Origin of the sequence: Mesorhizobium sp. NBSH29 (assembly GCF_015500055.1) — a bacterium.
Classification (GTDB): Bacteria; Pseudomonadota; Alphaproteobacteria; order Rhizobiales; family Rhizobiaceae; genus Neomesorhizobium.
The window spans coordinates 1,269,878-1,282,443 of the sequence record NZ_CP045492.1; the positions used below are offsets into that span (position 1 = coordinate 1,269,878).

General features: G+C 53.2%; 9 protein-coding genes. 1 reads left to right on the plus strand and 8 read right to left on the minus strand.

The window, feature by feature from the left end; translation table 11 throughout:
* Positions 1-2: 2 nt before the first annotated feature.
* The 5 genes from GA830_RS06240 to GA830_RS06260 are packed head-to-tail and all read right to left on the minus strand — an operon-like array spanning position 3 to position 6,308.
* Positions 3-1,007 (minus strand): PD-(D/E)XK motif protein, encoded by a 1,005-nt coding sequence (locus tag GA830_RS06240; protein WP_195164206.1) that lies wholly within the window; start codon positions 1,005-1,007, stop codon positions 3-5.
* On the minus strand, positions 1,007-3,223 hold the full coding sequence (locus GA830_RS06245; protein WP_195164207.1) for a Z1 domain-containing protein: 2,217 nt from the start codon (positions 3,221-3,223) through the stop codon (positions 1,007-1,009). Before GA830_RS06245 ends, GA830_RS06240 begins: the two co-directional genes overlap by 1 nt.
* A 16-nt stretch (positions 3,224-3,239) precedes the next feature.
* Positions 3,240-4,760 (minus strand): ATP-binding protein, encoded by a 1,521-nt coding sequence (locus GA830_RS06250; protein ID WP_195164208.1) that lies wholly within the window; start codon positions 4,758-4,760, stop codon positions 3,240-3,242.
* Positions 4,761-4,782: 22 nt separating this feature from the next.
* The gene (gene dcm / locus GA830_RS06255; RefSeq protein ID WP_210330848.1) at positions 4,783-6,108 is read right to left on the minus strand and encodes a DNA (cytosine-5-)-methyltransferase; all 1,326 of its coding nucleotides are present in this window, start codon (positions 6,106-6,108) and stop codon (positions 4,783-4,785) included.
* An 8-nt stretch (positions 6,109-6,116) separates the two neighbouring features.
* Positions 6,117-6,308, minus strand: coding sequence for a hypothetical protein (locus GA830_RS06260; RefSeq protein ID WP_195164210.1), 192 nt, complete (start codon positions 6,306-6,308; stop codon positions 6,117-6,119).
* 123 nt (positions 6,309-6,431) lie between these two features.
* Between GA830_RS06260 and GA830_RS06265 the strand changes: the two genes are divergently transcribed.
* Positions 6,432-6,914: a hypothetical protein gene (locus GA830_RS06265; protein WP_195164211.1), complete on the plus strand. Its 483-nt coding sequence runs from the start codon at positions 6,432-6,434 to the stop codon at positions 6,912-6,914.
* A 61-nt stretch (positions 6,915-6,975) separates the two neighbouring features.
* Here GA830_RS06265 and GA830_RS06270 read toward each other — a convergent pair whose 3' ends face one another.
* The 3 genes from GA830_RS06270 to GA830_RS06280 all read right to left on the minus strand — a co-directional run bounded on the left by GA830_RS06270 (position 6,976) and on the right by GA830_RS06280 (position 12,425).
* Positions 6,976-10,773 (minus strand): ATP-dependent DNA helicase, encoded by a 3,798-nt coding sequence (locus GA830_RS06270; RefSeq protein WP_258045576.1) that lies wholly within the window; start codon positions 10,771-10,773, stop codon positions 6,976-6,978.
* Positions 10,774-10,857: 84 nt separating this feature from the next.
* Positions 10,858-12,087, minus strand: a complete 1,230-nt coding sequence (locus GA830_RS06275; protein ID WP_195164212.1) for a type II toxin-antitoxin system HipA family toxin — start codon at positions 12,085-12,087, stop codon at positions 10,858-10,860.
* Entirely contained in the window at positions 12,087-12,425 is a 339-nt protein-coding gene (locus GA830_RS06280) for a helix-turn-helix transcriptional regulator (RefSeq protein ID WP_195164213.1), read from the minus strand. The genes GA830_RS06275 and GA830_RS06280 overlap by 1 nt, the downstream gene beginning before the upstream one ends.
* Positions 12,426-12,566: the final 141 nt, after the last annotated feature.

Sequence of the window (12,566 nt, forward strand, 5' to 3'; positions counted from 1 at the left end):
AACTATGGGTTTTTCGTATATGCGGTCAGGTTTGGCTGTGAGTTGGATATGACTTCAACATTGGTTTCAGTTATGGCGGATAGGTCTGACGCGAAACGTACTCGGGAAACATTAAGCGGCAGGTCATCCCGAAGGGCTGGAATCTCTCTCAAGTCGAAGAATGCTATTGAGCCAGTTGCCAGCGTCAAATCGAACAATACATCGTCAGCTTGGCATTGTGCAGTACCCAATGTCTTTGCGACGACTTCCCGCAATTTCAGAATCGCATCAGGTCGTCCTGTCAGACGAGATTCGATCAAAGACTGGATTTCCCTGATTGAAGTGCCACGACCTGCCCGCTCAACAAAGATTGACGCCACAAGCCCCAAGGCCCCTGCTGGTGGAGTACACTGTTCAAAGGCAAATTCATGGACCCGCCTACGTGTCGATGTGCTTTTCACTTCAACCTTCAAATCATTTGAAGAGAAGTCATAGCGAGCCTCGTCGCTTTCGCGCCAGTCTCTTATCAACTCATGCGGCAACCGTGCCTGGTAGATTAAGCAAAGTTCTCCAAATAAGCCCGACAATGTTCGCGTAGGCGCAGCAAGCATCCTTCGAAATATTGCCGCAAGTCGTCGCATTGCCTTAGAGAGTTCATTGTCTTGGGGGCTATTGCCGAGCATATCGGCAATAGAATCACAAACCGAGAAGAAGACATCACGCGTCGCAGGATCGGTCGAGTTCAAGCGCATTACACTGCATTTAGCATTGGCGATTAGACCACCCGCAGGCTCGATTTTGCACGGTACGTGAAATTGAACATCCAAATTCTCGAGTCTAATTGGCGGTGGGTGACGGCTTGACGGAGATTCGGATTGTACCAGAATGGATGGGTGTTGTTGATCGTCCATTCCAACAAACCAGCTATCAAGCTCGTCACCGAGCGAGACGACTAGATAGGAAGCTTCAGAAGGTCTGCCGCCTTTCGCAGTTAAGTCAGCATATGCTTTTCCAAAGCGACCTGTCACTATTTCTGACCCTGCTGCACGACATAGGTCTCCGCGAGACTTCGCGGTAGGTAGACAGCAATTACGTAGGTGTCTGGTGATATGACACTTCCTTCATCATCTCTAAGATCAAGATAGTGTATCTGCACAGTGACACGGTCATCATTTTTGATTGCTTGGTCACCGGGATATATTGTGCCTCGCTGGGCCAAAGGCCGAACTGGCGCTTCACCTTGGTAAAGGTTCTTAATCTCCCCTTCGTGACCAACGCCACGAAGTCTCTTATGACCCGAACTCATTTGATACACGGCGCAAGTTTCGTTCGGATTTTCTTCAAGTACTTTGCTGAGTTGTAGCAACAAAGCCGTGTTACGCTGAGAGTCAGTCGCGCCTGTTACTCGAAAAGGAACGAGCAAGTTTTCCATTATAAACTGAAGTGACACCGTATCGGCCAATGTGTGACGTTGTATTTCAGTTCGGTCAGCATGTCCTTCATTCGGCACAAATGTTTGAGATTGAATAAATCTTTGAACGTAACCCCGGTTCGCTGAAGTTAGTTCAGGTGTCGTCAGCACGAAACGCGGCGCAATCCAGCGCGCCGCCAGAGGTACATGCATGTAGTCAAAATCCAAGACGCTTTCACGACATGGCTTTAACGCATTCGACATCACGAACGCTCGCTTCCAGTTATCCAAAGGTTGGCCGGCCTGCTGAATTGCCAGCAACTGATTTCGAATGTCCTCTTCGTGATCCACATAATCTTCGAACGCCTCTTTCGTCCCGTCCTCAAGGTAGACGCGGCAGTAACCGAGATATCCCCGCTTATAGCCAAAGAAGCGCGCCCGCTGTTGCACTGTATCGGCATTGCCGACACCAATACCACGCGGCATGTATGTCACCGTCAAGCCCTCAATGGTAAATCCACGATCCATGGCTGCCCCTCCCACCAAGATCCAGCCGAACGAGTTCGGCCAATCGACTTTCGGGGTTTTCCCAGACGTGGCATTCACCTCCATGATCTGAATACGGTTGATCGCAATACGAAACCGCCGGGCTAGCCTGTCGAAGGACGGCAGGCCGTCGCCAACCGTCAATTGCAATTCGGAATGGGCAATCCGCAAAGCTTCCGAGAGTTCCTGTCGGTCTGGATCGTGCTCAGGCTGATTCAAACAACTCTTCCAGTCTTCCAGACTATCTCTAATCCAGTTGTAAAAGTCGTTGTGTTGAGCAGTCAGATGGGAAGGATGCACCAACATTGAACGGTTGCCACGACTTTCGCCGAGTTCGATAGCAGCTGCGATCCCAACGACGAATATGCGCAAGGCGTCCAGTAGCGTTTCCGGTGGCTCGACGAGAGGGTTGTTTCGCGTCGGCACCTGCTCTGGCGGGATATTCGTTATGAGATGTGGGTTCTCTTTGAAAAAATCCCGTCCACCGACATAAGCCGGACCAGGCTCCAACACTTCCACAAAGTTCGGCGACAGACTGTCGATGATATTTATCAGCAAAGGTGCTTGCGGGGTCGCTGTATATTGAAGGTAAGTGTGCTGAGGTATAACGGACCGTAGCTCCATCAATCGGGCATAGGTCGTGCTTTCAGAATCCTGTGACGTCTCGTTGTTGAGACTGGCCTGATCGGCCTCATCGTCGATAATCAAAACCGAAACACCAGCCAAATCAAGGCGACTGAGCAAAGACGTAAGGTGCCCGAGCCGTTGGTGCTGTTTCAGCACTGTGACCAGTACAGTCCGCCGCAAATCGTCTGGTGTGTCTGGATCACGCCAGTCGTCGAGCGCGCTGCTCATGAACTGGACGGACTCATCATTATTGTTTGGGTTCTCCAACTGAACCCATCGCCGCGGTCGCGACGGATCCCTGAGACCCAGATCATTGGCCAAACGCTCTGTTGACTGATTAAGCAGGTTTGTTGTGACACCCGCGATAACGATGACGATTTGGAACTGATTATCACGTGCCAGCGCCGTTACTGTTTCAAACGACATAGTCTTGCCGCTTTGGACATAGCCAATGACAAGTCCGGTCTGTGTTCCTCGTAGTTCCTCTGGTGACACACCCTTTGACAGAATAGAAATGGCAACGGCTTCCAAAGATTCGCGGCTCTCTTCAGGTGCGGAGCGTATGAGAAAATCCATCGTTTCCTGACCGACATGCGGCATCCAACTGCCGTCACCTGACGTGTCTTGCGTGGTGATCGTCACATTAGGCGTATCAGTCATAAGTCCTATTCATCCTTCATGGCCCGGAGAGCGCCGTCATCAGCAAATCATTGAGATTGCGCCGCACAGTGCCTGCTTTTCGAACACCTGCGCTACGCGCCAAAACTTCTGACACAGCAATCCCAGCAGCTAATCGCAGGATTCCGTCAGTGTCCTCACTATCATTCTGGGCAAATCGCACCATAAAGGGGTGAGCCATTGATACGCGAATATCGATCCGTCGAGTTTCTCCGGTAGACTGATCCGTATCGCTCAAAACAAGCCACTGACTCTCGGATGGATCATTGGTCAGTTCGATTTCGATTTCCCAAGTCTGGCCTCTAAACGGCAAACTGATCGTCTTGCTCGCAAGCTTTTCTTGCGCTGGCGGCTCCTGTTGCGGCGTGTCAGCAGGCTCAGCATCAACGAGCCCAGCCAGCGCACCTGGCAGGCCTTCGCCCAATGCCTCAGCTGCACCGGTAACGGCCTTGAGCGCATCATCACGCAACTCAACTGCAGCCTTGCGTACGCGATAGCCTTCAGCCTGCTTTAGAAGCGGCAATTCATCATCGTCGAGATGTTCTCGAAGTAACTCCAAAAAGGGCTGTTCATTCTCGTCCCAACGAAATCCGTCCTTGGTGTGAGACACCTCGAACCCATCCAAATGCAACTCGCCAAAAAGTCTCTGATATCGATAGCTATTCGATTGACCAAAGATCAAAGGCGGTCGATAGCCGTCATCACCTGAGCCTTGAATAACACGTCCTCGTCGGAAGAGCCCGAACCCGGCTTTCCTCGTACTGGCTGTCTCACGAATTGCTGCGAAACCTCTCACTTTGAGATCCGGGCCGAGATCGAAAACAATGTCTTTCTGCCAGATCTGCGGCGGACTATCAGGCGTTTTGAAGTAGGGCTGGTGCAGAACAACGGGTGGTTGGAAGATCAAGGATTCACCCTTAAGCCGCAATTCCAATAAGCCGTCACGCACGAATACGCGATAGATGTCAGTCAGATGATCTTTGATCTTTGCGACCGTCCGACCTGCGGGAACATGGAATACGTCTTCGAGGATAACTTCCGTAAAATGGCTGTCGGCATCAGAGGGTTCCTCGATGATGTCGAGTTCGCGGATATCGTCCGCAACAATGTTTACAATGTCGAATTTGATTGTTCTAACGACCGGATCGCCAAGAGCGGATGTTCTCACTGTCCACTTCGGCGCGAACCAACACGCCGCGCTTTTCATCCCCATACCAAATTCAGCAAGGCCAGTCCGATCAGGCGGCAATGTTGCTGGGCGGAACGCGCGCGGAAAGTCCTTCAGCAAGATGCCCGCAGCGTTGTCTCTGATCGAGATACGTGGAGGATCGGCAACGTCGACATCAATTTCTACGATCAGTTTCTCGGTTTGATCTGAAAGGACATCGTTATTTTGCTGATAGCTCTGAACCGAATTATCCACAAACTCGGCGAGCGCGTACCAGGACTGGTAATTGAGGTGCTTGAGCACCGCCAGCATGCTTACGCCGGGCTGAATATCGACAGTATCGTTGCTCAAATTCTATGCCCCCAATCGGCTCTTATGCAGCTTTAGAAAGATCGATCTGTGCCTTGGAAGGATCTTTCTCACTGGCGCGAGTCGGATAGGTTGCAAGCAAGCGCTCGGCAATCGTTTTGACGACCTTCACATTGACTGCATTGCCAAGGGCTTTGAACGCCGCGGTCTGCGCGGCTGGCAAGTGCTCAAGTTCGCCCATGCTTTGCAATTTGCTGCATTCTCGGATCGTCATGTAACGTCGCTCCCATCCAATCACAGGAACCTGACTAGTGGTCATGGCCACTAATGACGGCGACGTTGTTGGCTGCTTGATCCGAATTCCTGACGCACGAAACTGAACCAGATAATTCCAGATTGCCCTTTCACCGCCCTTATGGTTCCATTCAAATTTCTGGAAACTAGGTGCAAAATCTCGAATAGATGGAAGCCAGTCATCGATCCATTCTTTGTGAGCAGCGTAGAATTCACGATTTTTGCGAATAAAGTCGATTTTCCACTTCGGAAATGCATTCTGCGGTTTGGCTGCATATGAGGGCAGATTTCCTCGTATTTCAGCTTTGCTCATGCCCTCAAACGGCACCCCAAAACATCCGCGATCAGACTGCAATTCGCTGGCGCTGCGCTTCAGAGGGAAAGAGGTTTCGTAGGGATAGGTCGCGCCAAACTCCATTGCCCATATTGGGAAAGAAGGCAGCTCATCATCCTTCGGGAACTTATCAAGAAATACTTGCCACGCGTCCATATATTGAATGAATCGGCCAGAAAGGGAGCGAGCATCATTTGGCTGCTTGTCGAGAATGGTACGGATAGAAGTCTCGACGTTTTTTGATCGTTTAGGCCAGGAAAACCCTACAAGCGCGTCGCGCGAACCAACAATAAAGGCGCGCTCACGGACCTGTGGTACTCCAACATTATGTGGGGATAACTTGCCATCTGAAACTTTGTAACCGGCAAGCCGTAGGCGGTGCAGGATCTTAGCCCAAGTCTTCCCACCGTTGTGCTTAATGAGATTAGGCACATTTTCGATCATCACAAACTGTGGCTTGCGAAGGCGAAGGATATTGATGATGTAATCAAAAAGGTCTCCCCACTGCGGGCAATCAAACCCCTTTTGATTACCTGCTTTTGAGAAAGGCTGACAAGGAAACCCAGCACATAGTATATCGTGTTCCGGTATGGATTTGAGATCGACTTGGCGGATGTCTCCATGAGGCTTGATACCGAAATTCTTTCGATAGAGTTCCGCCAGATCATCATCAAGTTCCGAAGCAAAAACGCATTCATGGCCCAACTGCGCTAAAGCTTGGTGAAAGCCGCCCAAGCCAGCAAACAAATCAATGAATTTCAAAGCATGTGTCATCTTTTTCTACGCTCAAAATCAAACTCCACTTGTTTGTTTTTGTGCGTAGCGATGAACTCATTCAAAGCATAAGATACAACATATTGAAGGGACAATGGCGGCTTCTGCGCATCCGCGACATGTTTCAGCGCGGTGTAGTCTTCCATGTCAAGCGAAACTGAAAATCGCTTCTTTTGCGTCTTTTGCATGAGTGAATCCTTGCCCCAACTCGGACAATCTAGCATAGTTTCACCAAATTGCACCAGAAAAAACCAACCTTGGAGATGACGCTAAGTGACTGAAAAAAATCACGATGTAGCGCTAATGGTACAATGATCCGTGCACAACAGGCTCGGCGTGTGCTGGCTGACTGCCGCTTGGTGCATCGTATGCTGGAGGACGAGACAGACCCTGATCAATTTCGGATTATGTGGGTTGGCGCCGTGTCGTTGCTACGTGCGGTCGGCCATGTCCTCGACAAAGTGGATGCGGTCGAGCCCACACTTAGGGCATCGTCCAGCAACGCATTCAAGCATTGGAAGGATGCCTCCAAGGGTCACGTTATCTTCACCGAGTTTATTGAGAAATCTCGCAACCTTGTCCTCAAAGAATATGAATTCCAGGTCGATCAACGCGATGAAATACCGCTGGTGGTTGTTGATGGCGCAGATGCATCGAACTTCAACTTATCGGAGAACCTGTTTCGTCCATTGTTGGACGGATATGGCGCCGGTGAAGATGGCCGCGATGTCTACGCTGCTGCCATCGACTGGTGGGAAGAACAGCTCACGCTGATTGAGGCTGCCGCGATCTGAGGATACATCATTTCGCCTCAAGACAGCATCGGATTATCTGATTGCTGTCCGAATGTTTCCATCATCCCAACACAATTTTTGCAAGCCGCTCGATTTCGAGCATGTCCAGCCCAGCACCCTCGGCTTCCGTTGTTTCAATCAGCACACGTTCGGCACCGTTGGCGCTATCCATTGGTTCCACACCTTCAGCGAGGTAAGCACTCCGCTTCGCAGTCCAGCGTTGCGCATAAGCTGGATCGGACAGCATTCCGAGGTGCTCCCAATAGTAAATGATACCACTGGCATCATCTTCGATGGTAAAATCAGGCCACCGCATCTTTCCACCCAAGGTCAGGGGTTGCTCATAAACATAAGGTACACCCATCGCGTGAAGTTTCTCCGCAATTGCGAGTTCGGCCTTCGAGCGGACGAGTTCGTTCCGGCTCGTTCGGTGCAGCAATTGCTGGTCCAAAAATCTTGGCCCAGTGCCCGTCATCACTTCGATCGGAACGGGATTCTCAAATAGATCGGTCATACGTCGAGCAATCTCAGATGCCGCTGGTTCGGCATAATGCCTCAAATTACCAATCTCATCCTCGTGAAGAATTACGAGTTGATCACGATGACGAGTTAAAGCGGTGTATAGCAGTTCTCGGGTCAGTGGCCGACAATGCTTAGGGACAACAAGAAATGTATGTCCAAACTGGCTACCCTGCGTTTTGTGAACCGTAAGCGCATATGCGAGTTCCAGTTCAGGTGAGCCGTCGTCTCCGTTAAATTCCCAATGCGGATAAGTAAACTTCACGCCGCGCTGACTGCTAAACTCGACTTCAAGATTTCGTGGTCGGCGCTTCATCTTCTTAGTCTTAAAGCCACCCACAATGATACCGATGTCGCCATTCGCAACGTAGGTATTCTGCTGCTCTGGATAGGTTCGCCTTCTACCGTTGTTACGGACGTTTATTACCTTGTCGCCCCAAAGCAGGCCCTGTGGTCCGGCGGGCTTTGGAATCTTGGCATACCTTGTGGCTTGCGCTCGAGTTTTGGTCTTGGTCCGGAATTGACGTTGAACAGCCAGATTCAACGCATCCACGCCTGCCAGGCCAGCCCTTATAGGGGATAATACTTGCCAGTCATGAGACCGTGAGGCAGCGCCTTCACCACCGATTTCACGTGCTGCCCAGAAGTAAACGTTACCCTCATAAGCGCTGCCACCTAGGCTTTGCTCGAACCCTATCTCATCACCCGGCCCGGCCAGTTTCAGGCCGTGGATAAGCTCAGCGGTCAGAGACTCTCCAACTGCGCTCGGTCCTTTCCAACTCACCGACCTGACATGGTCGAGCGTTCCTGCGTTCAGTGCATCCCAAACCTGATCCGCCCCGGCATCAAGTGCCTCTCCGCTAAACTGCCGTGCAAGCAAGACATCACCGCGCCCACTCCCGCGCTGGCGTCCGATAACGGTCAACTCGGCATAACCGTTAGAAAGACGAGGGAAAATTGGCGGTTGCTCCGGCGGCGCGAGTTTGCGGCAAATATCGACAAAAGGGCGGCCCGCACCTATCGGCGGAAGCTGTCGAGGATCTCCGACAAGGATGAGGCGTTCGACACCCTCAATCGCGTCGAGGAGCGCTGCCAACTGATCCTCCGTGAGCATTGAACATTCATCAACAATGACCGTCCGAAATCCCTTTTCTCGGGGCGCAATTGGATTCCAGTAGTAACGTCCACTTGCGCCATCATAGCGACTAAGCCCTTGGAGGAATTGGGCGAGCGTCTTGCCTTGGCCGAGTCGACCTGTCGCCTCCTCTAGCCGGACTCGCGCCTTTCCTGTCGGTGCGAGTAGCAAAACTTTTCTCTCGTTCACTTGCGGCAACTCGCAAAGAAGTCTCAGAATTGTGGTCTTTCCAGACCCGGCAGGACCAACCAACACCGAGAAGCGGGACTGTGCTAGCTGCTGAAGGGATGCTGCTTTCTCGCAACGTGCACGTTCCTCGTCCTTTTGGTCATCTGCATTGGGCGGTAGTGCGCCAAATTCAGTATCAACCAGTTTCCGCCATTGATGCGATAGATCATGCCGTTTAGCCTTGACCCGCTTCCTAATTGCTGTGCCGATCATTTCGCGTGCTACGGCGTAGCGTCGAAGCTTATAGGCCGGCCCGTCACCGGCAATTCCCTCCGTAAGCGCTTCCTTCAGCCAAGCCGAATTGATGGCGATTACGTCTTCGTCGATCATGCATTTCGGCGCCAAAGGAGCCGCGAGGGCGCGCTGAACTAACCAACTTCGTGGCAAAACCGTATGGCCGTTCTCATCGGCAGCGTTTTCGAGGAGGTCTATCATGAGTGCACGTACCCTGCGCTTGTCGATTGCATCTGTCATCTCCGTCGGATGGGCAATAGGCGCTGTCTGCCGTACTGCCTCTGCGGGAAAGACGCCACGATCAATGACGCCAAAACCGATGCGATCCGCCGCTTCATCGTCACGCTCAAAAATCAGATACGGATTGGTTAGGATCTCGGTATCTGTGGTAGGACGACTCAGCTTCCTGACGCTTGGCTGATAAATTCTAAGCGCCTGATTCGGTTGCAAGTTGCAGCGTGCAACCAATTCCAGCAAATGGCGTCGTTCAGAAGGCAGCCCCTGCCATTTTTCTCGAAAGCTCGCGCCAAAACCAAGGCTTTCTGCCTGGGAAAACTGCTGGGGATCGGCGACAAACCCATCAATGAAACGGAATGCATCGAATACCTTCCCATACTCTGCTCCGGTCCGGACCATCTCGTGAGCAAGAAGTGCGCCGTGATCGAGACCGAAAGCGGAAAGAGCACTTCCCAGGCCGGGATGAACACCACGGGCTTTCCAAAGACGCGCGATTTCCGTATCTATCCATTGCAGCGATGCCTCGACTTCAACATCAGCCCGCTCCACAGCAGCGCGAAGCGCGGCAGCACAGGCCAAAAGCGAAGCGATGGCTGCATCGTCATCGAGGTGCTCAGACCCGAACGAATAGGCGTTGAATTGATCGTCAGGTGCAAAAGCAACGCAAGCCGCAAGATCTAGACTTGGATCTCCTTCCGCAGCCGCCAGCAGCGCATGATAGGGCATGAGGAATCCGTCGGACTTGCCGTTCGAGCGAAGCGAATGCCTAACATTCCGCTCCCATAGTACACCCTTCAATGTACCCGGCGAGTCGTAGGAATACTCCGTTGATTGACCGACGCCCTTGACGCGACCTATTCCGATGATCACACGACGATGATCCTCGGCGAGCGGCGTACGCTTTGCGTAAAACACGCATAGCGATGCTTCAGGTTCGAGAGCGCCGAAAAACGTATCGAGCATAATGAGTTGGTTGCTTTTGTCTTGAACCCAACTCGTAGTAAAGGGAAGGTCAGGCTCGCGCGCGACGTCATAGCCGAGCCGGAACGCGTCAGCCTTACCGGAGATGCCCAGCCTGTCATCTCCCTCGACCTGCCGTCGTAACATCCACCCAAAGGGAATGCAGGCGGCCGAGTAGGCTTCAAAGCGCAGCGAAGTCTCTCCAAAATGGCCATGTGTGTCTGGACTGCTCGCCTTGTAGGGATGCTCCTTTGTGAGAAAAAGGTCTTGCCCGGAAAGAAATCCTGCGCGCTCGTCTACACACGGGGGAAGATCAGGAGCCGCCAACATGTCGAAGGCTGCCCCCGCAAATTTGTCCTGATCGGCACGCTTGCCCAACGCAATACGTGCAAGAGCCAAACAGGATGTGTTAGCTGAGGGTGCCGCGCAAACGTGCCCCGTCCAGCCAGTGTCATGCCACGGCACGCGTACCGTGATGTTTTGACGCGAAAGCTTCCGGGCTCCGTCAATCATATCTTTCCCCTGCATTCCTTCAAAGTATTCCATCTCTTTCGGTCATTGGTCGCAACTGGCGACTTTGGATACCATTTGCTGTTCAACCAGTGATTTCTGGAGTCACGATGCATGTCTTTAGTCTATTCCCTCTAGTGCTTTCTCGCCCTCCGTGTGCACAAATGCGTCAGAGTAGACTCGAACATCTTCCGGTGACGCACCTGCGTCGCGCAGGGCTTTTTTCCAGTTCTTCGCGATCGTCTCAGCCATCTGGAATGCGCGTTTCTTGGCATCGGCTGGCGTCAGATCGAAAAACTCACAGGCTCCCAGCGCGATATCGAGCGAGGCGTCGAACGAGCCGCCCTGAACGATGCCTGTCTCCAAGACCCTATGGCGTGACGGCGAGGGGTTGATATCGAAGGCCGGTGACAGCCGCCATCGATCCCCACCCGCATAGATGAAACCGTGGTTCTTCAGATGATCGTCCTTGTTCGACACGAGGATCGTGAAGACGATCCGACGCCAGAGCTCGTGCAGATCATCGATCGGCTTGCTGGAAATCTGCCGGATCACATCGGCGATATCCGTATAGTAGCCCCCTTCGTCACCCTGCCAGTCCAGCGCAGTTCTCGCAGAAATATAGGGAATTCGTGTGTCGCCACGGCGGTCGAATCGCCGGATGAGCGCGATCGGACTGTCACTGTCCCGTAACTCCAACTTTGCCTCGGCAACCCGCAATCCGCACATGGCCGCGAGTTTCAACGTGGCAACCTCGGCGCGTTCAACAGGCTTGGTGTCTTGCGCCGACGTGAACTTGGCAATCCAGAGATGCCCATCACCTTCGACATTGGCCTTCGGTCGCGCGCCGCCGAGCGAGCCAGCAATACCGGCCAGATCGCGCGCCTCTTGCTCCGCGCCATTGGGATCGCGCTCGAACCGCTGGGCAAGCCCGCGCAACCGTTCAAGTTCGACCAGACGCGGGATCGGCGGCGTCAAGTCGGACAGCGGCTCCATGTCTTCGCCGAGAAACCGTAACGCGCCCTGCCGTGTGCGATCATCGGACAGCACCAGATAGTCAAACTCGCTGAGGCCGCCGCCAAGCGCCTTGGTCATCAAAGCCCGCCCCCAGGCATCAGGCGCGGCGTCGGCAAAGCATCCGGACAGCGCAGAACGCTTGTCCTCCTTGCCGCTGCTGAAGTGGCTGCCATCGCGCAGGGGCAATCCGGGCGACAGCGCAAAATGGTCGGATGCGGCCAGCCATTCGTCGGCGTACTCAAACTGCGAATGCTGACGCCGACCGTCACTCTCAAAGCGCAGACGGCCGACGACACGCTTGCCTTCTCCAAGGGCGACGATCGCTTCCGGCATCAGAAACCGACCCCTTCTTCATCATCTGCATCGGACAAGGGGGCTGATTGGCCTTTGCCGGATGACGGCGATCCGGGTTTTCGTTTTTTGTCGATCCGCTTGGGGAGCGCCTCCCGATCGAGAAGCAGCCCGGTATCGTCGGACCCGGCATCAAGAAAGCTGGAAATGCGCTCGATCTCGCCGAGGACGAGGCAGGCCATCGCCAGCGTGCCAATGCTGACACCGTCGTCGCCTTTCTCCAGGCGCGTAACGGTGCTTTCGGACACGCCGACCCGCTCGGCGAACCCCTGAACGGAGATGCGCCGCTTCAAGCGCGCCATCTTGATGTTCGCGCCCAAAGCCTCAAGCGCCCGCCGTGCGTTCAGTGAGCTTACCTTAACTGCCATATCTGACGCTCTTTTCCTATTTAGCCGTCAAATATGACTGTTAGCGGAAAAAAGGCGCGGGCGCAACTATCTTCGAGAATTCATACGGCCATA